This is a genomic window from Streptomyces sp. NBC_01276 (assembly GCF_041435355.1).
In the GTDB taxonomy this organism is placed as follows: domain Bacteria; phylum Actinomycetota; class Actinomycetes; order Streptomycetales; family Streptomycetaceae; genus Streptomyces.
The window spans coordinates 8,152,695-8,176,043 of sequence record NZ_CP108442.1 but is presented as its reverse complement, the minus strand read 5'-3'; the positions used below and the strand labels follow the sequence as shown (position 1 = coordinate 8,176,043).

Genomic DNA, 23,349 nt, shown 5'->3' with positions numbered 1-23,349 from the left:
CAGCCCTGTGATCACGATGCGCGGCATGCCGGCACCCGCTGCGCGCCCTCGGTGGCGAAGCAGCCAGGTCGTCCTCGGTGACACCGGTGTCCATGACGGCCGACAGCAGCCCACGAACTCGGGTGGAAGGAGCCCGGTGGTGCCGGACACCGCCCGTCCTTCGTGGTCGGGGACCGTTGTCTTCGGACGCGATGGACCACTCCTGAGCTTGAATGCGTGATGTCGGCCAGTCGTCCATGATCAGGCCGGTTGCGGTCCTCCCCTCTGGGGTCGAGTCGGCGCGGTCCCTAGACGGGTGACCTGGGCGCGGCTGCCGGCCCGGATAGCCCGGCGCTCCCCGGCCTCGGCGAGCGCTGCGGCTCTGGCTTCCTCTCCGGCGTCGAACGCCGCCGGAGAGAAGCGGTCGCTGGCTCTGACGTGCCGTTCCCAGTTGTCATGCCAGAACTCCACCGTCCAGCCCGGCCACAACTCTGGTACTTGGTAAGCCTGTGCTGAGGAGTAGAGGGACCACCAGCCCAGGTGGCGGCGTTCCGGGTCGAGGTGGATGACGGAGTTGACGTGCAGATGGCAGCCTCCGTGCGCGGGGGCGTCCGCCAGACGGTTGAGCAGGGTGGCTCCCTCGCGGACTGGGTGGCCGAAGGCGTCAGAGGCGACGTGGCAGTGGCTGGTGCCGACCGTGATCACCACACCGCCTGGGTCGGGCCCGGCCAAGTCCTCGTCGCCGGGGGCCAGCAGTGGGGCCAAGGAGGGGTCCGAATCGCGGCAGCGAACGTACTCCGGGTCCAGCCCGACGTACTCACGCAGTTCGGCCGAGCCGTCGTATAGCCAGCGGACCTCCCAGCCCGGCCACGCGGCTCGGATCAGCTCGAACATGGCCGCGCGGTGGCGGAGCTCAGTGGTAGGCCCCTCCCAGGCGAAGAACAGGAGCACCTTCCGGCCGAGGTCGAGCAGTATCCCGCCCTGCGCCATGGTGTCGTCCAACCACCAGCCGTCTTGGCGGAGTTCGGGAAGCATGGCGAGAACCGGCGTCGGCCCTTCCAGCAAGTCGAGGTCGATTCCGACCGCCCAGCCGGTTCGGTACAGCTCATGTGTACCGTTCTCGCGGACGACGATGACGTTGGCTCTGTCTCCCATTGGGTCAGGATGACCGGGCGGGAGGCTGCCGGCCATCCGTTTTCAGCGGCCCTGCCAGGAGGAGTGTGAGGGCGGTATCGGTGCGGGCGGCGGCAAAACACTGTGCACCCTCGCAGCCGATCGCGCGGCCGCACCATCCGGGCACCACTGGACAGCCAGGCGTCAGCCGAGCCAGACGATGTCGATGACGTACAGGCGGCCGCTGGGCCGGTTGATGAAGTAGACCACCGACAGCTGCCCGACAGTGGCAGACCGGATGTCTTCTCCTTCAGGATCACGGCTGTCGAAAGGCGTAAAGGAGCACGGGTCGCGGGAGGCAAGGTCCACGACATCGCGGACCATCTCCACCGCATGATCGGGGAGCGCCGTTAGCACCTTGGCAGCCTGTGGGGAGAGGCGGGCCGGCCATCCGCTCATGAACGCGCGCCCAGGACGTCTTCCAGGCCGATGCCGTCGGAGTCGTCCAGCCCGGAGGCGATGAATGCGTCGACGGCCGAGGCGGATGCCAGACGGGCCTTCCAAACGCGGACGACCTCGTGGAGCGGGGTGAGGCTGTAGCTGTGCCGGGACGCCTCCAGGGCCTGGGCCCAGTCATGCTCGAACGCCGGCACCCATTGCGCGGCCCGGGGGGCCTTGCGGACCCGGGCAAGGAGCTCCACAGCCGCGGTGGGCTCGGGGGCCGGGGGTGGTGCGGGCGCGTATTCGGGCTGGGCGCTCAAGGGCTCCTCCAAGTGTGGCTTCTGACCACGGTACCGGGTCCGGTAAGAGTCCACAGGGGCTCCCGTGTTGTCGTTCTCCGCCGCCGAGTTGGGGGTGTCAGAGCGCCATGCCTGCCAGTGGTGGAAGGAGGCTGTCAGCAATCGTTGGTGCGCTCTGGAAGCCGCTCGGCTCGGGCTTTCGACTGCTGTCCCAGTTGCTCGCGGTGGTTCCACTGATCCGTCCGCGCCTGCCGGTTGGGGAACGCGACCGCTGGACAGCATCACCATTGCCACACAGCGTTAAGGGCATGTCACCTTCAGTATGCTTCCGGGGTGCTTATCTCCTTACCCGGGCTGGCAGCGACCACGGTCGCCGCAGTCCTGCTTGCCCTCCCTCAGCCGCTCCCGGCTGATCTGGCGGCAGCGCCCGCCGCATGTGTGCCGTCCGGTCAGGACTCCAGGGGCAGATCGTCGGTCGATACAAGTGTGATCGCGTGGGAGGACGAGACCCAGTTCGACGACGCACGCACCTACGCGGTCGGACAATGGAGCGCCGGGGCACTCACACGGGTGAAGTTCCACCCGGACACGGTCTCGGAGATCGCCGACCTGGAGTGGAACGACATCAACAGCGGGAGCGGGGACTGGGAGAGCGTCCTGGGCCAATGGTCGGGCCGGCCTGGCACCGACACGATCACGCTGAACGCCTTCTACCTCGGCGCCAAGGGCAGCCGGGGCACCACCGCCCACCGGCGCCGGGTCGCCACGCACGAGCTCGGCCACGCGCTCGGCTTCTGCCACAAGGCCGACACGGCGGCCTCGGTCATGTGGACAGACAACAGTGCGGCGGCCCGCTTCGGCATCGACGGCGTCCGGGAGTTCGACCGCAAGGCCTACCACCAGTTGTGGGGATGACATGAAGAAGCAGACCGTGGTGGCCGTGTCGGCGGCCGTCGCCCTTGCTCTCGGTGCCGGCGGCTGGATCGGCTGGAGCGAGTACCGCGATGCCAACACCACCAGCGATGTCCTCTACGCCTACGACACGAACAGCCCGTCCGTCGTCGCCCGACACGCCACAGCGGTCTTCACCGGCACCGTCCTGAAGGACACGGGCCGCCGCAGCGTCGAAGGCCTGCCCTCGGACACTTATCTCGTCCGTGTCGCCGAGGTCCTCAAAGGCACCGCCGTCGGCGAGCTCGTCATCACCCAGAGCGTCGACGGCGAGGCCGCCCGGTACGCGGTGGGCGAGACGTACATGTGGGCCACCAACGCCAACTCCCAGCGTGAGGATGGCGCCGCCCAGCTCTACGACGCCGAGCCCCGTCCAGCGGACGCCGCGTCCATCGCGACTTGGACGGAAGCCGTCGCGCAGACCAGGTGAAGGCCCGGTCGGCTGAAGGGGCAGGTACGTCGTGCTGCGCCGTTGGCGGCCGCAGCCCGGGCGTGCGCTGCTCCCATGGGTCAAGGCCTCTGCCGGTCACTGGCGTCTTCGTAGCCGCTTCGCGTTGGACGCCTTGTGCCTCCGGTTCCCGCGGCGATCACTGCGGCTGGCCTGATTCGCGCTACCGCGCGGCAGTCCATGGGAGACTCCCCGTCCATGACCCACCTGATCCGCAGCCTTCCTCAGTCGGGTGACCCGCAGTACGCCCATATCCGTGTCCAGGACCACGCATGCGAGGGCGAGGAGAACCTGGGGCATCCGCAGCTGGACTCCCTTGCCGTGGGTGCTCACTCCTTCGCCGTTCTCTCCGACCATGGCCTGATGGGTTTCGCCCCGATGGTGCGGCTGGAACTCTGGGGCGGTCAGCCGCCGGCCCCCGCGGACGGCGAGGAGAACGCCGGAGAGGCGAACCTTCAGGTACGGGCGTCGCAGGACTACCCGGAGGGTGCGGTCATCCTCCGGACACTGGCCGGCGGCCCGTACGGTGCGGCCTTCCCCCTGGCCGGTCCCGGCAACTACCAGGCCCGTGTCCTGCGCCGGACTGGTGTGTCCTTCCGGATCCAGCTGTGGCGCTCCCGGGTCACTGCTCAAGGGCCGTCCCGGACCGCGGCGATGGCTCTTCCGGTGCGCCACCTGCTCGCCGCCGCACGGGTCGCCGGGCACCGGCTGGAGGTACTCAATGGCGCCCGGCCGGGCCTAGCGCGTCCGGGGCTGCCAGAGCCCAGCCGGCCCGGCACCGCGGACGGTGGCTTCAGCGTCTGGTCATCGCGGCCCGAGCACACGGCTCTGGCCCGTCTGCAGCTGCTGAGCGGTGAACCGTCTGCCACGCAGCCGCCTCTGGAGGCGGGCGGCGAGTGTGTGATCACGGTCGTAGAGGGATCGTCCGGTGAAGGGACGGTGGTGGTCGTCGGCCCTGAGGGGCGCTTCAGCGATCCTCTGGTGCTCGGGGAACCGGGAACCTACCAGGTGCGCATCGAGCGGGACACGGCGATGGCGTACCGGCCGCAGGGCTTCGGCGACGACGGCCACGAAATTATCCACATTGCCATCTGGCCGACAGGCCGCCAGTAGGCAGTCAGGGCCCGTGCGCGACTGCGCACGGGCCCTGACGAGGGGTGGCTGCTGCTATGAGCCGAGGGCGACGAAGAAACCCTCGCGGTTGAGGATCCTCTCGTCCTGGTACCAGGTGGCCAGGAGCTGCCCGGCGGTGTTGTTATAAAACTGCCGGACATTGGTTACACATGGGTCTCCGATCGTGACGGAGATTTGCCATGCCCCCTTCGCCGCAACAGCAGCGGGACCGCCAGGCCCAGCGACGTCTGGCGGTGCTGCGACACGCCGAGGAGGTCACCGGGAACGTCTCGCTGACCTGCCGGTACTACGGAATCAGCCGAAACTGCTTCTACAAGTGGCAGCGCCGCTACCAGGAGGAAGGGCTCGACGGGCTTCGCGACCGCTCCAGCGCGCCGCACACCAGCCCAAACGCCACCGACGCCGACATCGTGAACAAGATCGTCTACCTCCGGCAGAACTACCACTTCGGCCCGATGAAGATCAAGATGTACCTCAAGCGATACCACGACATCGACATCGCCTGTTCAGCCGTATACCGCATCCTGAAACGACTGGACCTGAACCGACTGCCCGCCTCTCAGCGCTACAAGCGCCACGACCGGCGCCACACACGCTACGAGAAGCAGCTGCCCGGCAACCGCGTCCAGATCGACGTCAAGTTCATCGAGCCCGTCGGTGCCCCGGCCGCGACGGGCAAGACCCCGGCCCCGGTCACAGGCGAAGCCCCCAAGACCCGCCGCCGGGCCAAGTACTACCAGTTCACCGCGATCGACGACTGCACCCGGTTGCGGGTCCTGCGGATCTACCCGCGGTGCGACCAGAAGACCGCAGTCCAATTCCTCGATTACGTCCTGGAGCGGCTGCCGTTCCACGTCGAAGTCATCCAGACGGACAACGGAGCAGAGTTCCAGTCCGCCTTCCACTGGCACGTGCTCGACAAGGGCATTGCCCACACCTACATCAAGCCGGCGTCCCCGCACCTCAACGGCAAGGTCGAACGCTCACACCGCATCGACGCCGAGGAGTTCTACCGCATGCTTGCCGGCGTCGTCATCGACGACACCGGCGTGCTGAACGAAAAGCTCCGAGAATGGGAGGACTACTACAACTACCACCGCCCACACGGCGCTCTCGACGGCCAGACACCCTACGAACGCCTCAAGCAGAAGACCCAGGCCCGGATGTAACCAAGCTCCGGCAGATGCACATCCAGGCTGCCGTGCTGCCAGGCGGTACGGGCGTAGGCGGCTGCGAGCTGGGTCTTGCCGACCCCGCCCATGCCGGTCAGGTCCTGGCCCAGCACCGCCGTGCCGCCGCCGGCGACAGCAGCCCGCAGCCAGGTCGCCTCGGCGAGGTTCTGGAATGTCAGGGCTCGGGAGGGGATCACGCCTACCTGGTGCGGCCAGGCCGCTGGCTCGCGAGGCGCGGCCTGGCTGGTTATGCCGATCGCCATGTTGTGGCCGGCGGCGTGAACCGTGCCGACCTCCGGTCGATCACTGCCTGCAGGCGGCGAGGGCGGGCTCTGGGTTGCCGGTCCGTTCAGCCCTGGGCCGGATCCGGCTGGGAAGGGGTGCCGATGCTCGCACCCCCGTGAAGTACGGCTGCGGCGATCGAACCCTGCTCCGCCTTCACATTCACGTCGCGGCCGGCGGCGATCCCGCCCTGTCCGGCCGAGCCGCCGGCCTGCGGAGCATGGCTTTACCTGCTCCGGCCCCGCGGCCTCCAACGCGCTCGCGGTCTGGCCAAGCCGTTCCAGCTCGGCGCTCTCCCGCTGGGCGTTCCCCCCACGGCCGAACCACTCCGCCACCTGCTGCCGGAATCCGGTCCACACATCCGTACCCGCAGCCTGGACCACGGCCGTACCACCCGCCGCAGCCACCGCCGATTCCCCAGGACAAGGCACGATCCTGTGCGTCCGAGGCCACCACCGGCGACCTTGAGCAAGCAGTGCCCAGAGCACCCAGGGATTCACGAGGTGGTCGGGCGACTCCATAGGGCAGAGAAGGTCAGCCTGCCGGTCGGGCTCTACGCGGCCACCGACAGCCGCACAACCCACTTCCACCAGCTCCAGCGCGGCGCCTCCGACCGGATCCGCAACAAGCGGATCAACGAGCGCACCGGCAAGGAGGTCGACCTCGATGACACCGTCAAGGGCTACGGCAACTGGCGACGAGTACGTCCTGGTCGAGCCGAAAGAGCTGTACGAGATCGCTCCCGGCCGCTCCCGCTCGGTGGACATCGCCGGGTTCGTCGACCTGGCAGAGGTAGACCCGATCTTCTTCGACAAGACCTACTACCTCGCCCCCCGCGGCGCCGAGTACGGGAAGGTCTACGCCCTGCTGGAGCAGGCATTGGCCAAGACCGGCAAGGCGGGAATCGCCACCTTCTACTCGGCTGGTTGGAGGAGATCCGCGACAACCTCGTCGCCCGCATCGTCGAGGCCGAGCGCGAAGGCTGGCTGGGTGTTGAGCGACGCTGAAGATGAGCATGAAGGCGACGTGCTGGTTGTCGATGGGATGGGATGGGATGAAACGACCCCGGCGGCCGTCAGGCCGCCGGGGTCGTCGTGAACACGGTGTCGGCTTCGTGCTCACTCTGTCGCGTGGGTCTCGGTGATGGCAGTGCGGGTGGAGGACTCGTCGACGATGCCCTTCTCCTCGGTGAAGGCGGCGATGAGGGACTGCCAGGCGATGTTGTTGACGGAGCGGGGCAGGCCGCGGCTGGTGAGGTGGATGAGTTCGATGGCGTCGTCGGAGAACAGGGGGTCCTGACGTCCGGCGATCGTGACGTGGTGCTTGATGTAGCTGGCGGTCTCCTCTTTCGTCATCGTGGGCATCTGATAGCTGGTAGAGATCCGCTGGTCCCGGGCCGCCAGGACGCCGTGCTTCATACGTTTGCGCAGGGTGGGCTGGCCGATCAGCAACACCGCGAACGGCGTGGTGGAGTCCATGTCGTAGTTGGTGAGCATGCGGATCGCGTCCAGCTCCTGGTGGTCGAGGAGGTGTGACTCGTCGATCACGACGGCCGGCGTCCTGCCCCGTTCGTCGACCTCGGCGGCCAGGGCGGCGGATGCCTGGGTGGCGAGAGCGGACAGGTGGAACTTGGGGGTGCCACCCAGGCTGGTGACGATGCGGTCGTAGAGGCCGCGCATGCCGACCTCGGGGTTGGGCTGGTAGATGACCGTGAACCGGGCCGGGTCCAGGGAGGCGACGGCGCCCTTGAGGGCGACGGTCTTGCCGGATCCGACTTCGCCGGTGACCACGCCGATCGCCCAGTAGTTGATGCACCACGCGATGCGGGCGGCGGCTTCCCGGTGGGAGTGGTGCTGGTGGAGCATGGACGGGGCCAGGTTGCGGCCGAAGGGACACGGGTGAACCCGAAGTACCCCTGAACGCGGTCGGTCATCGCGGTCCCCGCCCGTCGTCCATCAAGGACGAGTAGTTGATGCCCTTGGCGGTGTTCGCCGGGTGCGTGTCGTCGAGGATCTTCAGGTAGTCGATTCCAGTCGGCGGGGCCCCGGCTCCGGCGGTGTCTCCGGGCTCACCTTGGGATGGGTGTGACGGCCCACCCGGTGCGGGAGTGCCTTGCCCGCCGTCTTCCCCGAGGCCCTCACCTCGATCTCGGTCAGGTCGAACGGGTCGAAGACCAGCTCGACCTTCGTTCCGGCCAGCATCGGGTCGACCTCGTAGCTGTTGCCGTGCAGGTTGACCGTCGCGGTCTTCGTCACGGTCCGGAACTCTGACCACAGAAACGCCTCCCGAAGATCAGCGGGGCTGGGCAGCGGCAGCGGCGGCGGCCGGGGAATCGAACCCAGCCACCGTTCGATCGGAGGCTGCCCCGTCTCCGAGTGCACCGTGCGCTGATAGACCGTCTCCACCCACGCGGTGAAAAGCCTGTTCATCTCGGTGAGGTGCTCAATCCGGCCGGCACGTTCGTCACCGAGCTCGACCAGGAACTGGTCACGGACGGTGCGGAAGAACCGTTCGATCTTGCCCCGGCCCTGCGGCCGGCCGGGCTTGGAGTGGGTGAGCCGGATGGCCAGGGACGCGCAGGCCCGCAAGAGCCACGAGTCCACGAACGCCAACCCGTTGTCGACGTAGATCGACTCCGGGACCCCGCGGGAAGACAGCGCGGGCCGCAGGGCCGCGGCCAGGCGGACGGTGTCCCCGGCGAACCCGAACCGGTGACCCACGATCGCCCGGCTGTGATCGTCGATGAACGCGAACAAGTAAGTCTTCCGGCCGCCGATCTTCGGCCCGTGGAGCGCGTCCCCGGTCCACAGCTCGTTGCCGCGGGTTGCCTCGAACCGGCCGAACACGCTCTTCTCGCCGCCAGCGCCGGTCAGGCCGGCGTCAGCGAAGTGCCGCTGCAGGGTCCGGTCGGTCGGCGACCAGCCCTGTGTGGTCCGCAGGATCCGCTGGATCTGCGCGGCCGTGCGGGCGGGATTCTCCTTCTTCAACGCGGCCGCCAGGTCCAGGACCTCGACCGGCGTCCGCGGGGTGACCTGCCGCTAGGCGGGAACCAGGGCGGGAAACGAGCAATAGTCAAGACTTGTGGATCGGCTCATTGGCTGCGATCGCCGTCCAGACCTGCTGATCAAGGTCGTCGACCGGGCGGTCGCCGCTGACGACCAGGTCGCAGCCGCCACGCAGGGGTCCGACATGCCGTTCATGCGCGGCACGCCGGTGGTTGAGGTAGTTGCGCGGGAGGACGTCGAGGGGGAAGCCGTCCCGCAGGCACTTGCGCTGGATCTTCCGGGCCAGGCGCCGGTCGGCAGGCAGGTCGACGAAGCTGTCGAACCGCACGTTCGCTGTTCGCGGGGTGACATGACGGGCGAAGAGGCCGTCCACGATGACAACGGGCGAGCTGGCCAACGCGGCGTCGGTGTCGTGCGCGAGACGCGTGAAATCCAGCGACCGGGGATCGCCGACGTCCAACCGCGGCACCCCGGATTCATCCGGCTCCCAAACCCCCTGCTCAGGAGTGAGGAAGTAGTAGTCGTCACCGTGGAGTACCCGCGCTGGCCCCCGGGGCGTCGTAGCCGCCAGTGCGGTAGCCAGTGTGGTCTTTCCCGCCCCGGCACCTCCAGTCAGCGTGACCAGCATGTTCACTCCTCGCTGTCGTGGTGACGCCCGGAGCATCGCATACGACCCGAGGACTCACGCCACCAGGTCCGAGGCGCGCTGGGGCTACCCGACGAGCTGTTCTTCTCCACCCTGACCCGACGTCTACTACGCCGCGGCCAGTTCGCCTCCCGCGACGAACTGGCCGCGGCCATCGACACCTTCGTCTTGGCCTAGGACGAACACGACGCCAAGCCCTACCGCTGGACCTACGACGGCAGCCCACTCAAAGCCGCTTGAACCCCCGAAGGATCAACGCGGCGCTGCACTAGTACTGGAAGCGTACTTCCGGATTGTTCGGCGAGGGGCCGTCCAGCAGCGAACTGTGGATCCCCTTCAGCGTCTGGTCGAAGAACGCCGTCACGTACTCACGCGTGATCACGATTCCACGTTCGGGGTCGAGGGGCGGCGTCGGGAACCCGGCCTCCTCCTCGAGCAGGTCCACGTCGGTGAAGCTGGGATGGTTGGCGCCGGTGACCGCCAGCCACTTCTTGTAGCCGCCGAGGGCGGCCCAGGCCTGCCCCCAGTTGTCGCCACCGCCGGCCGAGTGGTAGGCGGCCGCACCCAGCATGAGGAACGGCCGGTTGATCTGGCCGGGCATCGGGGCCGGGTGGAAGGTGCCGTCCATGTTCACTCCGGCCAGTACTCGCGGGTCGGCGATCATCGTGGTGGCGGCCGCCGCTCCGCCGATGGAGTGTCCGGCCATGCCGATCTCGTGCTTGTCGATGAGGTGTGCCAGGCGCCACGCGGTATTGCCATGCGTCAACTGGTCGATCACGAAGGACACGTCCAGCGCGCGGCTGGCGGTGACCGTGTCCATGTCGAGGTTCGGGTCATCGCAGATCGCGCACGGCGGCGTCTGGCCGTTCGCCAGCGTCTCGCCGCTGTCCTCGTGGGTGTGGCCGACGAGCGCGACGACATAGCCGTGACTGGCCAGGTCGGTCGCGAGCGAGGTGAGCACCATGCGCGGGTCCCCGAACCCGGGTGAGAGGACCACCAGCGGATACTTGCCCCTCTGCGGCCGCGCGCGGTCGAAGGTGTGAGTGGTGACGCTGGAAAGGTTCTGCGGGGTGATGCCGGAGCTCGCCGGTATCTTCCCGTGCTGGATGTGTCCGGCTGCCTCGGCGAGGGTCATGTAAGGGGCCGGAGTCCCGGTCTCGGGGACGGCCGGGTAGACCATCGTGACGGTCAGTTGGCGGGGGCCGGATGACGGCACCCACGGGTCGGGACGGCTCGCGTCGGTGAGGTGGATGACGTCCTCGCCGGCGGCGTAGGAGCCGGTCGGCGCGGGGAGCGTGCCTTGGAAGGACCGTGTGGGCGCGGTGGCCGTGGCCGGTGCGGTGTCGAACGCGTGCGTGGCCACCGGTGTGGCCGACGGTGTGGTCGTGGCGGCGAACCCGGCGCCGGTTCCGGTGACGAGGGCGGCGAGCGCCAGCACCGCGACAGCGCTGATACGGCGATTGCGTTTCATGGGATCGACGCTAGGTTCCGCAGCTCCTCCGTCGCGTCGGCCGGTGGATGTCACCGTTCCCCAGGCCGTCGGCCCGGGGGTGTACCCCGCGTACATCCCCGGGACGACGCGCGGAGCCGACGCCGCTGAATACGATCTCCGTATGGAAGAGCTTCTCCAGCGTCTCTCGACATCGGAGCGCATGACCTGGCTGACGGACCAGGCCGTGGTGCTGGCCACCGCCTGCTTCTACGCGGTGATGCTCTGCTGGTCGATCGCTCAGGTTCCGCACCACGAAGGCCTGTTCCGGTTTCCCGGCCTCGGGCCCTTCCAGATCCAGATGATGGGTCTGTGCGTCGTGCTCGCCCTTCCGGTTCTGCTGATGCGCCGTCTGCCGGCGGCGGTCTTCGCGGCGATCCTGGGCGAATCGGTCCTCGGCGACATCTTCGGCGTGCGGCCCTGGATCGTGTTCGTCCTGCTCGTCGTCTTGGGCGGGTACCTCGCCGTCCGGCGGCCGAAGGCTGCCGCCGTCGGCTCCGTCGCGGCCGTCGTGGCCGCGTTCGTCGAGAACATCAACGTCTACCCCGGGGAGAACATCGGCGACGCGGCCCAGTGGGCCGGGCAGTTTGCGTTGTGGTTCGCGGTCGCGTGGGTCTTCGGGGGGGTGTATCGCAAACGCCGTGAATACCTCGGAGCCTTGCATGAGCAGAGGGCGGCCCGCGCCGTCATGGCCGAGCGGCTGCGGATCGCCCGCGAACTGCACGACAGCGTCGCGCACAGCATCGGGATCATCACGGTGCTGTCGGGAGCGGCGGCGCGGGTCGTGGACACCAAGCCCGAGCAGACGCGGCAGGCGCTGACCGGCATCGAGACCACCGGCCGGGAGACGCTGCTGGAGCTGCAGCGCATGCTCGGGGCGCTCCGCCGCGCCGAGCCGGACGACGCCATGCCGGGGGCCGCTCCGCTGGCGCCGGCCGGCAGCCTGGCCGATATCCCGCGGCTCGCCGAACGCACGGCCGACGCCGGGGTGCGGGTCCACGTGACCTGGCAGGGCGAGCAGCGTCCGCTGCCGCCGGAGATCGAGCTGTCGGCGTTCCGGATCGTCCAGGAGTCGGTGACGAACGTGGTGCGGCATTCCGGGGCGCGGACGTGCCGGGTCGCGGTCGGTTACGAGCCGACAGGAGTGAGGATCGAGGTGGTGGACGACGGGGACGACGGTCCCGGCACGCCCGGCCGTCCGAGGCCCTCGGCGGCGGCCGGCGGGAGCGGCTTCGGCCTGCTCGGCATGCGCGAGCGGGTGACGTTGCTGTCCGGCCAGTTCAGCGCGGGCCGGCGTCCGGAGGGCGGATTCCGGGTGACGGCGAGGCTCCCGGCATGAGCGTGCGGGTGCTGCTGGCCGACGACCAACCCCTGATGCTGCTCGGGCTCGCGATCCTGATCGGCGACACCGCCGACCTGGAGGTGGTCGGCGAGGCCGGCGACGGCCGCGAGGCGGTGCGCCTCGTGCGTGAACTACGGCCGGACGTCGTGGTGATGGACATCCGGATGCCGGGCATGGACGGGATCGAGGCGACCCGGCAGGCGACCGCCGAGCCGGCCCCGCCCAAGGTCTTGGTGCTGACGACCTTCGACGACGACGAGTACGTCTACGGCGCACTGCGCGCCGGGGCCAGCGGATTCCTGCTCAAGAGCATGGCCCTGGACGCGATCCTGGAAGCGATCCGCGTGGTGGCGGCCGGCGACGCGTTGATCGCGCCGAGCGTCACCCGACGGCTGATCGCCGACTTCGCCGGAACGTCCGGCTCCGCGGCCCCCGAACCGGACACCGCGCCCGCCCAGGACTCACGTCTCATCGCAGAGATCACCGACCGGGAGCGCGAGGTGCTGGCACTGGTCGGACAGGGACTGTCGAATGCCGAGATAGCCGAGCGGTTGGTGATCAGCGCGGCGACGGCGAAGACCCATGTCGCACGTCTGTTCGCCAAGCTCGAAGCCCGGGACCGCGTCCACCTGGCGATCATCGCCTACGAGAACGGACTCACGCCGGGTAGACGGTAGGGCAGGGTGAGAAGAACGATCGCCGACCACGAGTTCGCCGCGTTCGCCAGATGCGCGAGCTCACCCACCTGGCCGCGGCGGGATTCGGGCCGAGGTTGTTCAGGAAGTCACGGACCGGTGCGGGTGTCGAGAGCGTGGTAGCCCGCTTCCGGGGTCGAGGAGGATCGGACCGAGCAAGAACCTTCAGCAAGGTCAGCGCCTTGTACGTGCTTCATCGCTGTTTCACTGGCGTGTTCGCGCGCTGTCTCAACGAACCGACCTGAGAAACGCGCCGCGCGGTCGTGGTCCGCAGATGGATCCAGTGCTCGGCCGGGAAGTCGTAGAACGCCAGCAGCTCATCGGCGTCTGCGGTGATCTTCGCGACGGCCTTGGGCCACTTCGCGCCGTAGGTCTTCGCGAACGCCTCGACCGCATGCTCGGCGTGGGCGCGGTCCTCGGCGTTGTAGATCTCCTGCATCGCCTTCAACGCGCCCGGCTGCGCGGACTTCGGCAGGGCATTTGTGACATTGCGGGATTTGTGAACCCAACACCTCTGATGGCGGGCCGCAGGGAACGCCTCGGCCAAGGCCCGCCACAGCCCCATCGCCCCGTCGCCGACAACCAGTTCGGGGTCGCGCATGCCCCGGCGGCGGCAGTCCCGCAGCAGGTCCGCCCACGAGTCCGTGGAATCCCGCAGCCCCTCCGCGAGCGCGATCAGCTCCTTCGTGCCGTCCAGCCGAACCCCGAGCAGGACCAGGACGCAAGAGTGCGCCTGCCCCAACCGGATCTTGGGGTGCACCCCCGTCGGCCCACACGTAGACGAAGTCCCGGTCGGACAGGTCCCGGGCCTGGAAGACGGCGTGGTCGTCGCCCCACTGCTTGGTCAGTCGGGTAACCGTGGCCGGCGACAGCCCGGCGGCTGAGCCGAGGAACCGCTCAAGCGCGGGTACGAAGTCCCCCGACGACAGGCCGTGCAGGTAGAGCAGCGGCAGCACCTCACTGGCCTTGGGCGACCTGCGGCACCACGGCGCCAGGATCTTCGAGGAGAACCGCTTGCGCTCGCCGGTGGACTCGTCCACGCGGCGGTCGTTCACCCGCGGCGCGGTGACCTCGACCGGGCCGGGGTCCGGGACCGGTGGTAGCCGTTGCGGACTACCAGGCGGTGCCCCCGCTCGTCCGTCTCGGCCGCCAACTCGGCTATGCACTGGTTGGCTTACGCCTCCAGTGCGGCGGCCAGCATCCGGCGGGCACCCTCACGGACGATCTCTTCGATCAGGGAGCCGGACTCCGTCGAACCGTCGGCATTCACTACGCTGAGCACGGGCGTGCCTTCCCGACCCGCGCTGCAACGCGGGCCTACTCGGTGACCATCAAAGGACCATTCGGGAAGGTACGCCCTCCGCGTGCCACCCCGAAACCGATCCACAGGTCTTGAGCATTGCTCGTATCGATCGCGTGCGTCAGCAGCGTCATATCGCTGAAGACCTCATCGGGATCGGAACCGCTGGCGAGCAAGCGGGCCAGGGCTTCCGCATCCTCGTGCTCGACCGCGTGATGGGCTGGCGTCCAGAAGTCACTCATCACCGCATTCAACAACGGTCGAGATGCCTCCACCAACGGCGAGCCGTCGGCAGCCAATCGAGATGGCCTCTGACTCCGGCGCCGACGCTTCGGCCGGATGAGGCCCGGGACGTGGTCAGCGACAGTCGTTGAGCCAGTCACCCGGGATCAGGTCACGAACGCGGTCGAGGTCTTCTGACGTCCGACCGCGGGCCAGAACGGCAGCGCCGTCGTCGTCACGGAGAAGGACGTCCTGGCCCAGGAACCAGCGACTTGCGTACTCCTCCTCACCGATGGGATAGACGGGGAAAGGCAGCCGGACGGCGATCTCCTCCAGCAGCCCGATGCTGGTGTCGTCTGGGTCGAGGAAATCGCAAAGCTCTTCATCGGCCTGCAGAGACTCAGACAGCACGATCTCGACGAAGCAAAGCGAAAGACGCTCCAGCCACTTCTCCCAGCGCTCGGTGCTCTTGTCGGCGAGGTCAGGTCGCATGAACACCGCAGGATCTTCGTCCTGGAGGCTGTCGAGGAGGATGCCCCATGATGCGGCTCCCTGGTTCTCATGACGCAAGACCAGTGCCTCATTGGCGTCATCCACATACAGCTCGGCCGGGCCGAGCAGCACATCGTGGTTGCTGATGAGGTCCCGGCGGCGCCCGAACAACAGATATGCCTCACGCAACGCTGCCGGCAGCCAGACACCCAGCCTCTCCTCAGCAGCGACCAGATCGGCCTCCGCCCACCCGTCACCGCTCTCCAGGGCATCAGCCCAGTGGGCAGCGAAGCCCTGGATGAAGCTCCATGCACCTCTACGGCCTTCGATGCCTTCGGCAAGAGACGCAGCAAATTCGAACTTTTGTGTCATGCCAGGACGGTATCCGTCCCGTTCATCGAGCCCCTCAACACCCCGACACACCGACGAAGCGTTCTCCGGACTCAGGTTCTGGCTCAACTTCTCCGGAATTCCTCTTCCAAGGCCAGTGGCAGAACCGCAACGAAGCTCGACGACTTCAAGCCGTACTTGCACGAGCGGTGGGCCGAGGGCTGCACGAACGCCTGGACCCTCTGGAAGGAGATCCAGAGCCACGGATACGCCGGGCCCCGTCCGCCCCTGGGACCCGTCGTTTGGATCACCTGGTAGTTGGCCAAGGCTGCTGACCGGAGAGTCGATCGCGGTGCCGATTGTGGCGTGGGCGTCGGCGCGGAGGACTTCGCACGAGCTCACTGGAGCAGTTCGCAGTGGGGGTGGTACGGAGAAGACGGGCAGACGTGGAGCTGCAGATTGTTGCCACCGGCGATGTCGATCAAGGTGAAGTTGCCGTCCCGGGCGCCCAGGGGCGGCGGGCCCGGGGTCGGCCGGTCCTCCTCGGCGATCCAGGTCGCGCTGCCGCCGTCCCATTCCGAGGAGGCAATGGTGAGGAGCGGGACCTCCTCTGTGCCGCACTCCGGGCAGGCGCGGTCGACGGGGTCGGTGGGGCTCCAGCGGGTCCAGCCGCCGGTCTTCCAGCCCGGGGCGGTGCAGAGGTTGTTCAGGTAGAGCTCGCCCGGATCGTCCGCGTACGCGTTGTACTGCGCGGGGTCGATCGTCGCCCAACGGCTCGCGTCGTCCAACTGGTCTCGAAGCTCATTGCTCAGCTCGCTGGGGTGGGGGTAGTCGGTGACCTGCTCCGGTGAGAACAGGCACGGCTCCGGGAGGTACCAGCCGTCCTGGACGATCGGCGGCTCGGGCGGTGCGTCGAGGACGTCGGTGACGGTGGCGGAGGACCGCCAGAACAGGGCGGTCTTGGGGTGTGCCATCTCGTGGTCGAAGGGGCACCACATGACTTGGAGCAGGTCCGCGTCGGGCGGGCAGGGGAAGGGGATGTCGCGGGCGTAGAGCTGGGCGACGGGCAGTAGGGGCGTCGGGCCGTCGAACCACGGGCGGCCCTCCTTGAGCCGCTCCCAGTTCGCCCGCTCCTCGGGGGTGGCCTCGGGCGCCCCGGGGTCGAGGTGCAGCCGCTCGGTCGCTGCGGCGAGATCGCGGCGGAGGATGCGGACGTCGTCCGGGGAGCGGGGCACTTGCGACGCCCGGCTGTCGTGCGGCTCGTCGCAGTGGGGCCACGGCTCGTCGGCGGGCCACAGGAGCGGACCGCCGGCGGAGCTGTCGTGCACGGTCGGCGATCCCGGCCGTGGGTGCAGCCGGGTCGCCGTCCGGGCCAGCGGGGCCAGTTGGGGGAAGAGCGGGGTGACGTCGAACGGCCGCGGCGGGGTGGTATATGTGGCGTTCATAGCGGTGATGCTGTCAGCGGCCGCTGACAATGGGTGTGTCAATCCCCGTCAGGGCGACGTGATTGCGCTGCACGCGCTGCGGTGGCCCGACGAAATCCGCTACCCCTCCCAGGTCCCCCGTCCCGAACACCGCCGTCTCCGGCCAGGAGATCCACGCCAGCCTCATGCTGCCCATGACGGTTACACGGCGCCCTGGACCGCTCACGGGCGCGGCGGACCGGCGGGTTCCACCGCCATGGCTCCCCAGACCGGCCCCCTGCACGGCCGACCGCCGCCGGCGGGCCGCCAGCCAGAGGAGGCCTAGGACAGCGGACGCCAGCAGGGCCAGGACACCCGCGATGATCAGTGAGCCGTAGAGGACGCCGGTGCGCAGGGTCTCCTTCTCGGGGAGGGCCACCCCGAGCACCTGGGTGACCGGCACGGTGCCTCCCGGCGTCATCCGCATGCGGTAGCGGGAGTCGGCGGAGTTGCCGCGGTTGTCGCCGAGCAGGAAGACGCGCCCCTGCGGGACCGTGACCGAGAACGGCCCGGCAGAACCGGCCGTCGGGTCGCCGTCCTTCACGTACGGCTCGTCCAGGGGCCGGCCGCCCAGCGCGAGGCGGGAGGCGCCGGGCTCGTACGCTGCGGCGCAGGACCAGGTCTCTTTCGATCTCCGCGAGCCTGGGCAGCATCTTCGGGTTGACCTGCAGCATGGGGCATCGGATGCAGGCGTGTTCGTGCTGGCAGGAGGATCCGTAGGGCCGGCCGCAGTTCCCGAGTTCGACCTTGCGCTTGTCGAAGTGCTCCTCGAACTCCGCACACTCCTGCGGCGTGACATCGAAGTATTCGCCCTCTGGGCGCTGGCTTCGTCGGTGGTTCAGGAACTCCTGGTAGTGCTGGACGATGTCCTCGGCGAAGACCGCGACGTAGCCCTGGGTGGTCTGCAGGTTCAGGTGTCCCAACAGGGCGGCGCCGACGTGGATGGGCAGGCCGCCGTTGACGATGTCGGTGGCGAAGAGCCTGCGGAAGTCGTGCGGGGTGAACTTCGTGTCGGCAAACACGGGATTAGTCTGGGCGATCTCGTAGCAGCTCCGCCTCAGCATGCCCGCGATGGTGCGTGATGCAAGAACGTCGTGGGCTGTTCCCCGCTGGCGCTGGAACAAGAAGGGCATGGGATCCGACCAGAGTCGTTCCTGCGGGTCGTAGCGGCTGACGAGCGGGATGGCCCGCCGGTTCCGAGTCTGGCGGCGGACGACCTGAGCGATGGCGTGGAAGAGATCGGGAGACATCGGGATGACACGTTCCCGTTCGCCCTTGGACGGAGCGATCACCAGCAGGGCGATGACCTCTCCGTTGGGCCGCTGATACTGGCGGATGCTGAGGTGCGTGAGCTCGGTCAGCTCCTCGATTCGGATCCCGCTGTGCCGGAGGATCTCGACCGCGGCCCACTCCCAGAAGGCCAGCTCTTCGACCTGGTCCAGGTGGATCGTCTTGCCCGTTTCCTGGTCGACGATCCGGATCGTCGGCCCCGTCTCGGTTCTGATCCGACGGCGGTCTTCCGGGGAGTCGCTGCGGGTGTAGTGACGGCCGCGGTGGACGAACGCCGTGCCAAGCGGGACGAGGCGGGCGGCTTCGATGAGACTGCTCAGGTGCTCGTGCCGGGACTCGACGTGCTCGACGAGCACGGGCAGGAGCGGCTGGCGGACCCGGGTGCGGTCTGCCATCCGTTGGTAGATCTCGCGTCGGCGCTTGCCGAAGCCCTTGAGATCCCGCGGCAGGATCGGGCAGGGAGCCACCCATCGCGCCCAGCGTTCGGGTTCGGCAACGGCCCAGGTGTGAAGGTCCATGTAGAGGCCGCGAACCGTCAGCAGCACGGCCGCGACGTCCATGCGGACCTTCGACTTGTCGTGCTGCCAATATCGAATCTCCGCCCTCCACTGGTCATAGACCTCCGAACTCAGGGCAAGTTCCGCCTGCTCCGGGTTGATCTGTTCGATGGTGGCCCAGAAAGTGCTGGCCAGTTGGCGGGAGAGCTGGTCCAGGGTGGTGTAGTCGGTGTCGGACTTGCGACGCAGCAGGTAATCGATCAGAAGCTGGCGGACCTCGGCGTCTTGGATCCCATAGCGGTCGACGAGCCCTTCGACAGAGTGCTGTCCCTGCGCGAGGGTCTTTCGCAGCGTGGGTGCGGTGCCGTTCGGGAAGTGCCCCATGTCGTGCAGCACCTCCCAGGCCCCGCGGGCCGCATACCGGGTCCTGTCCTGGTGGCAGGCCCCGTGAGTGAGACCGAGCCGCTTGTTCTCCACGGAGTAGTGCAGCAGCGCAGCAGGGGTGAGATCCGCAAAAGCGATGCCCTGCGTCGTGAGCGCGCAGGTCACATCGAACTTGGCCCGGTCTTGATGAACCGTGCTGAGCCGAGGGTGGTTGCTGGCTGCTTCGAAGAAAGCATCCAGGCGCGGGTCTGTCTGCGCGAGACGGAACTGTTCGGCGTATCCGGGGAACCTGTTCGCGCGAAACCCGCTGAGGCAGGGCTGGATGATCCGCATGCAGAAGGCCAGCTTCACTGCTGCCACGAGACTGTTGCGCCGGGCCGTCGAGCCGGGCGGGGCCAGAACGTTCACCGGTTGGGCGTCCTCGCCCTTGAAGACGCTGGCGTCCCACCGTTCCTGCCAGGTGGCTCCGGGCAGGGTCTCCAGGTAGCCGAAGAGTGCGCGGATACCGGACCGTCGTTTCTCGGCGACCGACCGGTTTCTACCTCGAAGAAGATCGGTGACCAAGACACAGAACTCCTCGATCCCGATCGAGGAGAGGTCTCCGAACGGAGCCGGTGGAACGGCGGGGCGGGCGGCTGGCTCCGCCTGGAGCAGAGCCCGCTGGAACTGGGTTCCCTCGCGCGGCTCGCTGTAGTTCCGTCGCCGGTGCCGGGAGGTGTAGATCTCGATGGTCGCGCGGCTAGGCACCGAACACCGCCTTGAAATCGTCGGGGTCGTAGCCCGGTGCGATCGTCCGCTCGACGCGCGGCCGGGTGTAGTGGGCTTGGAGGGCGTCGAAGAGGTCCTCGACCCTGGCATTGAGGTAGCGACCGGTGGTCGCAAGGTCGCTGTGCCGCAGGATCACCCGGACCTGGGCGAGCGTGAGGTTCGGATCGTTCGCCATCCGCATCGCGGCGGTGTGCCGCAGGTCGTGCAGCGTCCAGTTCGTGCCGAGCCTGTCGTTCACCCGCTGGATCACGCGTCGCATCGCCCAGTAGGTCAGCGGCCGGTCCGGACCCCGGCGTGTGCGAAGGACCGGCTGATCGGCCGCCGGCAGCCCGATGTGGTCGAGATAAGCGGCCAGGACGATTAGGGCCTGCGGACTGACCGGGACCGCCTCACGGTCGTCCCGGCCCTTGGTGACCACCCAGATCAGCTGCTTGGACCAGTCGATGTCTCCTGGCGTGACTTGGAGGAGTTCGCCGGCACGCGAGCCGCTGGAGACATAGAGCAGGACGGCTGCCCGGTCCCGGTCGCAGGTCTGCGCGGCAAAGAACTCGTCCCACATCCTGTCCGGAATCGAGCGCGGATCGGTCTTGGGGACCCGCTGGCGCAGCCGGGCCCGTCGGAATTGCGGGAGTTCGCCGTCCGGAGCTCGGTGAGCCAGGACCCGTCGCTGTGCCTGCGACTCAGGCACCGGGTTGATCAGCGGACCGCGGTTGTAGTGCCGGTGGTAGGCGTAGAAGCCGCTGACCACGGTCAGGCAGTGGTTGATCGTGGCAGGCGCGTAACCGGCCTTGAGGTAGGGCTTGCCGGTGCGCGGGTTGACCGCGCCCGCCTGCGGCGAGTTGGGGCTCCGTCGGCGGCGCTGCGGGTTCGGCGCGGTGCGGAGCCATCCGACGAGTGCGGAGGTCTCCGTCTCAGTCGCGCGGTCCCAGTCGACACCCAGGAACCACAGCAGCCTTCTCTGCACTTGGCAAGTCGAGCTCCTCTGTGTGCGGATGGCGCAGGTGTGCGACGATCGCGCAATGTTGCGCAGCCTTGAGATCAGTGCGGTTCTGTCGGGACTGGAGGAGGTTCATCGTGATCGCTTGTTCTGGGAGCGCACGATCGAACTGAGCTTGGATTGCTTTGTCTGCGAGCGCGTGGGCCGGACCACAGTGCTGAAGTGGGGGGCCGAGCGCGCTGTCTGCATGAGCGGCCGAGACGAGCACCACTTCGCGGCAGTACGGATTGCGGCGTTCGATGTCACGAGCCAGGGCGACCGGCTCGTATTGAAGTCCGTGGTGGACTTCTGGTGGGCGCCGTTCCAGGATGCCAAGCGAGGTGGGCAGGCGACGCCGTTGAGTTCCTGGGTTCGCCTGCACTACGGCTGCTACTGCCCGCACAAGGAAGCGTCGAGCAAGGGTTCGATCCAGACGAACGTGCGGCGTCCCAGCTCTGTGTACTGCGGCGAGTGCGAGACGGTGATTGCAGCCGATGCAGAAGTTCCGTCGATTCGGCTGCTGGTGTGAGCCCTTGCTAGGGCTTCTCTGCATCGAGTCAAGGTTCTGATCGTCAGGCTTTGACCCGTTCGTGGGCGAGAGCCAGTCGTCTGTCGCGGTGACGGCCAGCTCGCGGAGCACGGATTCGGTGGCGATGACTGCCTGCAGGCAATGCATCCCCTCATTCTCGCCTGGCGGCTGATCGCGGTGCGATGCCGGGGATGCCTAGGTCGACCGGTGCGACCCTGTTGATGTCCTCCGGGTCGTATCCGGCGGCGAAGGTGCGCTGGGGACGGGGCTTGGTGTAGTGCTCCTGGAGCTTGTCGTACATGTCCTCCACACGGGCCCGTCAGGTAGCGGCCGGTGGTGTCGAGGTGGGCGTGCCGCAAGATCGTCTGCACCTCGGCGAGGGTGAGCCGCTCGTCTCCCGCCATCCTGACCGCCGCCGTGTGACGGGCATCGTGCAAAGTCCAGTTCGTGCCCAGCTTCTCGTTGGCCCGCTGGAGAATTCGGCGCGTCGCCCAATACGTCAACGGGCGCGAATCCCCGCGGCGGGTGCGCCACACCGATTGGCCCGGGCCCGGCAACCCGTCGGAGGCCAGATAGCTGCCCAGGTAGCGGAAGGCGTTCGGGGAGGCGGGCACGGCCTGCCGGATGCGGGTGCCCTTGCTGATCACGTAAATCAGCTGGCCCGACCAGTCGACGTCGTCCAAACCGACTCCCAGCAGCTCGCTCGCCCTGGCCCCGGAGGAGACGTAGAACTCCAGGAGCGCGCGGTCACGGTCGCAGCCCATTCCGGCGAACAACTCATCCCACAAGTGATCGGGGATGGACCGCGGAGCCTGCGCTGGCACCTTCTGCCGCAGCCGGCCCCGCCGGAACACCGGCGTCGGCTCCAGCGGAGATTGATGTGCAAGAGCCTCGCGACACCCCCGCGAGGTGGGCACCGGATTGACCACCGGACCAGCGCCGAACCTCGCGTGAAATGCATAGAACCCGCTGACGACGCTGAGGTTGTGGTTGATCGTGCTCGGCGCGTACCCCTCCCGGAGCGACGGCTTGCCGGTCTTCAGATTGACCGACCCTGGTGGTGGAGATGCGCCGTTCCGCTTGCGGAGCCGCTGCGGGTTGCGTGCTTCGCGCAGCCAGCCAACCAGCGCCGCAACTTCGGCCTCTGTGGCCCTGTCCCAGGGGATCTGCAGAAACCAGAGCAGCCTGTGCCACCGCAACAGCCCGAATCCGTAGCTCCGGCAGGTCAGCGGGCTAACGTCTCCCAGCATCAGATCCCTCAAGTAGGCACTGACCGGCCCGACCTCGCAGCCGTCAGCATCCACCAGGACGAACGGAAGGCCTCTCGTCGTCCCTGCGGCTATGGCGCCGACTTCGGGAACCGAGCACTTCCCTTCCATCAGGGCACGTCTTACGTCCTCCACCCCACCACGCTCCTGGAAAGACCAGGCAATCCGCCTGGTTCACGATCAAGACATGGTGCAGTTAACAGGTCGGTGCCAGCGGAGCAGGTCGTGAGCGTAGCTCTTCGCGGTCGCCGGACGGTTGTCGTCCAGGATCAAGCCTCGAAGGTACGGAACAACGTGCGCAACAACGGTGCCGTCAGCATCCACGACGGCGTACCAGGGGATGGTGTCCAGCTCGATGACCGAACCGACACGGGGCAGATCAGCCCGGCCTTCGATCAGCTGGTGGCGCAGGTCTAACAACAGGAGCTTCCTTCAGAACATGGATCGGCTCGCTCCGGGATCGGAGTCACTGGTGCAGTTAACAGGCCAGCCCTGCTGCCGCTACGGCCTCGGCGCGAACTCGCTTTCTCTTGGGGTGGATCAGCTGTGGTGTGACGTGGGGTGAGGTGGATTCGTTGAGCTCCTGGGACTCGTTCTCGGGGGGTGTGGCTCTGCGGCGGGTTGTTGCACGATTCGATGCAGGAGTTGCTGATGCGGGCAGGCGAAGAAGCTGTCCGACGAGGACCGGCGAGGACTGACCGCGCTGTTCTGGTCGAACATCAACCCGTACGGCACCTTCCGCCTCGACATGGACAAGCGGCTCGACCTGCTGCCTGCCCTGGTGCCCGGGCCGCGCCGGGCGGCGGATGATGGCGTTCAAGCAGCAGGCTCGGT

The 23,349-nt window shown here is 67.9% G+C and carries 23 protein-coding genes and 4 pseudogenes; 9 read left to right on the top strand and 18 right to left on the bottom strand.

What is annotated here, in order from left to right; genetic code table 11:
• Positions 1–240: 240 nt before the first annotated feature.
• From OG295_RS36860 to OG295_RS36850, 3 genes are all read right to left on the bottom strand, one after another.
• Positions 241–1,134, bottom strand: coding sequence for a hypothetical protein (locus tag OG295_RS36860; protein ID WP_371681015.1), 894 nt, complete (start codon positions 1,132–1,134; stop codon positions 241–243).
• A gap of 162 nt (positions 1,135–1,296) precedes the next feature.
• A complete protein-coding gene (locus OG295_RS36855; RefSeq protein ID WP_371681014.1) occupies positions 1,297–1,551 on the bottom strand; it encodes a hypothetical protein in 255 nt (84 codons plus the stop codon).
• Positions 1,548–1,853, bottom strand: coding sequence for a DUF6247 family protein (locus tag OG295_RS36850; RefSeq protein ID WP_371681013.1), 306 nt, complete (start codon positions 1,851–1,853; stop codon positions 1,548–1,550). Before OG295_RS36850 ends, OG295_RS36855 begins: the two co-directional genes overlap by 4 nt.
• A 465-nt stretch (positions 1,854–2,318) precedes the next feature.
• Here OG295_RS36850 and OG295_RS36845 point away from each other — a divergent pair, with 465 nt between their 5' ends.
• The 4 genes from OG295_RS36845 (at position 2,319) to OG295_RS36830 (ending at position 5,534) form a co-directional block, all read left to right on the top strand.
• On the top strand, positions 2,319–2,747 hold the full coding sequence (locus tag OG295_RS36845; protein ID WP_371681012.1) for a matrixin family metalloprotease: 429 nt from the start codon (positions 2,319–2,321) through the stop codon (positions 2,745–2,747).
• 1 nt (position 2,748) lies between these two features.
• Positions 2,749–3,213 (top strand): hypothetical protein, encoded by a 465-nt coding sequence (locus OG295_RS36840; RefSeq protein WP_371681011.1) that lies wholly within the window; start codon positions 2,749–2,751, stop codon positions 3,211–3,213.
• A gap of 216 nt (positions 3,214–3,429) precedes the next feature.
• Positions 3,430–4,344: a hypothetical protein gene (locus OG295_RS36835; protein WP_371681010.1), complete on the top strand. Its 915-nt coding sequence runs from the start codon at positions 3,430–3,432 to the stop codon at positions 4,342–4,344.
• 200 nt (positions 4,345–4,544) lie between these two features.
• Positions 4,545–5,534, top strand: a complete 990-nt coding sequence (locus tag OG295_RS36830; RefSeq protein WP_371681009.1) for an IS481 family transposase — start codon at positions 4,545–4,547, stop codon at positions 5,532–5,534.
• On the opposite strand, the gene OG295_RS36825 is transcribed toward OG295_RS36830, so the two are convergent.
• Positions 5,495–5,734, bottom strand: coding sequence for a hypothetical protein (locus OG295_RS36825; RefSeq protein WP_371681008.1), 240 nt, complete (start codon positions 5,732–5,734; stop codon positions 5,495–5,497). The two genes, OG295_RS36830 and OG295_RS36825, sit on opposite strands and share 40 nt — an antisense overlap.
• A 522-nt stretch (positions 5,735–6,256) precedes the next feature.
• On the opposite strand from OG295_RS36825, the pseudogene OG295_RS36820 reads away from it, so the two are divergent.
• Together OG295_RS36820 and OG295_RS36815 are read left to right on the top strand one after the other, a co-directional pair.
• A pseudogene (locus OG295_RS36820) lies at positions 6,257–6,445 on the top strand (hypothetical protein); the annotation flags it as partial.
• 40 nt (positions 6,446–6,485) lie between these two features.
• The gene (locus OG295_RS36815; RefSeq protein WP_371681006.1) at positions 6,486–6,917 is read left to right on the top strand and encodes a Ku protein; all 432 of its coding nucleotides are present in this window, start codon (positions 6,486–6,488) and stop codon (positions 6,915–6,917) included.
• Positions 6,918–6,937: 20 nt separating this feature from the next.
• Here the strand turns inward: OG295_RS36815 and OG295_RS36810 are convergent, their stop codons facing one another.
• From OG295_RS36810 to OG295_RS36795, 4 genes are all read right to left on the bottom strand, one after another.
• On the bottom strand, positions 6,938–7,684 hold the full coding sequence (locus OG295_RS36810; RefSeq protein ID WP_371681005.1) for an ExeA family protein: 747 nt from the start codon (positions 7,682–7,684) through the stop codon (positions 6,938–6,940).
• 150 nt (positions 7,685–7,834) lie between these two features.
• Positions 7,835–8,806, bottom strand: a complete 972-nt coding sequence (locus OG295_RS36805) for a DDE-type integrase/transposase/recombinase (RefSeq protein WP_371681004.1) — start codon at positions 8,804–8,806, stop codon at positions 7,835–7,837.
• A gap of 85 nt (positions 8,807–8,891) precedes the next feature.
• A complete protein-coding gene (locus OG295_RS36800; protein ID WP_371681003.1) occupies positions 8,892–9,452 on the bottom strand; it encodes a hypothetical protein in 561 nt (186 codons plus the stop codon).
• 286 nt (positions 9,453–9,738) lie between these two features.
• Positions 9,739–10,941, bottom strand: a complete 1,203-nt coding sequence (locus tag OG295_RS36795; protein WP_371681002.1) for an alpha/beta hydrolase family protein — start codon at positions 10,939–10,941, stop codon at positions 9,739–9,741.
• 142 nt (positions 10,942–11,083) lie between these two features.
• On the opposite strand from OG295_RS36795, the gene OG295_RS36790 reads away from it, so the two are divergent.
• Together OG295_RS36790 and OG295_RS36785 are read left to right on the top strand one after the other, a co-directional pair.
• Positions 11,084–12,298, top strand: coding sequence for a sensor histidine kinase (locus tag OG295_RS36790; protein ID WP_371681001.1), 1,215 nt, complete (start codon positions 11,084–11,086; stop codon positions 12,296–12,298).
• Positions 12,295–12,978, top strand: coding sequence for a response regulator (locus OG295_RS36785; protein WP_371681000.1), 684 nt, complete (start codon positions 12,295–12,297; stop codon positions 12,976–12,978). Before OG295_RS36790 ends, OG295_RS36785 begins: the two co-directional genes overlap by 4 nt.
• Positions 12,979–13,258: 280 nt before the next feature.
• On the opposite strand, the pseudogene OG295_RS36780 reads toward OG295_RS36785, so the two are convergent.
• The 7 genes and pseudogenes from OG295_RS36780 to OG295_RS36750 form a co-directional block, all read right to left on the bottom strand.
• Positions 13,259–14,278: pseudogene (locus OG295_RS36780) on the bottom strand (IS256 family transposase); the annotation flags it as partial.
• Positions 14,279–14,313: 35 nt separating this feature from the next.
• On the bottom strand, positions 14,314–14,538 hold the full coding sequence (locus tag OG295_RS36775) for a hypothetical protein (RefSeq protein ID WP_371680999.1): 225 nt from the start codon (positions 14,536–14,538) through the stop codon (positions 14,314–14,316).
• A 115-nt stretch (positions 14,539–14,653) separates the two neighbouring features.
• Positions 14,654–15,382, bottom strand: a complete 729-nt coding sequence (locus tag OG295_RS36770; protein WP_371680998.1) for an SMI1/KNR4 family protein — start codon at positions 15,380–15,382, stop codon at positions 14,654–14,656.
• A gap of 356 nt (positions 15,383–15,738) precedes the next feature.
• Positions 15,739–16,785 carry a hypothetical protein gene (locus OG295_RS36765; protein WP_371680997.1) on the bottom strand — a complete coding sequence of 349 codons (1,047 nt, stop codon included), beginning with the start codon at positions 16,783–16,785 and terminating at the stop codon, positions 15,739–15,741.
• Positions 16,786–16,798: 13 nt separating this feature from the next.
• Positions 16,799–17,602, bottom strand: coding sequence for a S26 family signal peptidase (locus OG295_RS36760; RefSeq protein ID WP_371681420.1), 804 nt, complete (start codon positions 17,600–17,602; stop codon positions 16,799–16,801).
• Positions 17,603–17,690: 88 nt separating this feature from the next.
• Positions 17,691–18,488: pseudogene (locus tag OG295_RS36755) on the bottom strand (tyrosine-type recombinase/integrase); the annotation flags it as partial.
• 1,225 nt (positions 18,489–19,713) lie between these two features.
• On the bottom strand, positions 19,714–20,706 hold the full coding sequence (locus OG295_RS36750; RefSeq protein ID WP_371680996.1) for a tyrosine-type recombinase/integrase: 993 nt from the start codon (positions 20,704–20,706) through the stop codon (positions 19,714–19,716).
• A gap of 55 nt (positions 20,707–20,761) precedes the next feature.
• On the opposite strand from OG295_RS36750, the gene OG295_RS36745 reads away from it, so the two are divergent.
• Positions 20,762–21,247 (top strand): hypothetical protein, encoded by a 486-nt coding sequence (locus OG295_RS36745; protein WP_371680995.1) that lies wholly within the window; start codon positions 20,762–20,764, stop codon positions 21,245–21,247.
• A gap of 151 nt (positions 21,248–21,398) precedes the next feature.
• Here OG295_RS36745 and OG295_RS36740 read toward each other — a convergent pair whose 3' ends face one another.
• From OG295_RS36740 to OG295_RS36730, 3 genes and pseudogenes are all read right to left on the bottom strand, one after another.
• On the bottom strand, positions 21,399–21,548 hold the full coding sequence (locus tag OG295_RS36740) for a hypothetical protein (protein WP_371681434.1): 150 nt from the start codon (positions 21,546–21,548) through the stop codon (positions 21,399–21,401).
• Between the two features lie 79 nt (positions 21,549–21,627).
• A pseudogene (locus OG295_RS36735) lies at positions 21,628–22,011 on the bottom strand (tyrosine-type recombinase/integrase); the annotation flags it as partial.
• A gap of 684 nt (positions 22,012–22,695) precedes the next feature.
• The gene (locus tag OG295_RS36730; protein ID WP_371680994.1) at positions 22,696–22,935 is read right to left on the bottom strand and encodes a hypothetical protein; all 240 of its coding nucleotides are present in this window, start codon (positions 22,933–22,935) and stop codon (positions 22,696–22,698) included.
• Between the last annotated feature and the right edge of the window lie 414 nt (positions 22,936–23,349).

What these genes read in the sequence shown, in the direction of transcription:
- OG295_RS36860 (WP_371681015.1), bottom strand. Translation starts at nt 1,134, where the DNA reads ATGGGAGACAGAGCCAACGTCATCGTCGTCCGCGAGAACGGTACACAT.
- OG295_RS36855 (WP_371681014.1), bottom strand. Translation starts at nt 1,551, where the DNA reads ATGAGCGGATGGCCGGCCCGCCTCTCCCCACAGGCTGCCAAGGTGCTA.
- OG295_RS36840 (WP_371681011.1), top strand. Translation starts at nt 2,749, where the DNA reads ATGAAGAAGCAGACCGTGGTGGCCGTGTCGGCGGCCGTCGCCCTTGCT.
- OG295_RS36835 (WP_371681010.1), top strand. Translation starts at nt 3,430, where the DNA reads ATGACCCACCTGATCCGCAGCCTTCCTCAGTCGGGTGACCCGCAGTAC.
- OG295_RS36830 (WP_371681009.1), top strand. Translation starts at nt 4,545, where the DNA reads ATGCCCCCTTCGCCGCAACAGCAGCGGGACCGCCAGGCCCAGCGACGT.
- OG295_RS36815 (WP_371681006.1), top strand. Translation starts at nt 6,486, where the DNA reads ATGACACCGTCAAGGGCTACGGCAACTGGCGACGAGTACGTCCTGGTC.
- OG295_RS36810 (WP_371681005.1), bottom strand. Translation starts at nt 7,684, where the DNA reads ATGCTCCACCAGCACCACTCCCACCGGGAAGCCGCCGCCCGCATCGCG.
- OG295_RS36800 (WP_371681003.1), bottom strand. Translation starts at nt 9,452, where the DNA reads ATGCTGGTCACGCTGACTGGAGGTGCCGGGGCGGGAAAGACCACACTG.
- OG295_RS36795 (WP_371681002.1), bottom strand. Translation starts at nt 10,941, where the DNA reads ATGAAACGCAATCGCCGTATCAGCGCTGTCGCGGTGCTGGCGCTCGCC.
- OG295_RS36790 (WP_371681001.1), top strand. Translation starts at nt 11,084, where the DNA reads ATGGAAGAGCTTCTCCAGCGTCTCTCGACATCGGAGCGCATGACCTGG.
- OG295_RS36785 (WP_371681000.1), top strand. Translation starts at nt 12,295, where the DNA reads ATGAGCGTGCGGGTGCTGCTGGCCGACGACCAACCCCTGATGCTGCTC.
- OG295_RS36775 (WP_371680999.1), bottom strand. Translation starts at nt 14,538, where the DNA reads ATGAGTGACTTCTGGACGCCAGCCCATCACGCGGTCGAGCACGAGGAT.
- OG295_RS36770 (WP_371680998.1), bottom strand. Translation starts at nt 15,382, where the DNA reads ATGACACAAAAGTTCGAATTTGCTGCGTCTCTTGCCGAAGGCATCGAA.
- OG295_RS36765 (WP_371680997.1), bottom strand. Translation starts at nt 16,785, where the DNA reads ATGAACGCCACATATACCACCCCGCCGCGGCCGTTCGACGTCACCCCG.
- OG295_RS36760 (WP_371681420.1), bottom strand. Translation starts at nt 17,602, where the DNA reads ATGTCACGCCGCAGGAGTGTGCGGAGTTCGAGGAGCACTTCGACAAGC.
- OG295_RS36745 (WP_371680995.1), top strand. Translation starts at nt 20,762, where the DNA reads ATGTTGCGCAGCCTTGAGATCAGTGCGGTTCTGTCGGGACTGGAGGAG.
- OG295_RS36740 (WP_371681434.1), bottom strand. Translation starts at nt 21,548, where the DNA reads ATGTACGACAAGCTCCAGGAGCACTACACCAAGCCCCGTCCCCAGCGC.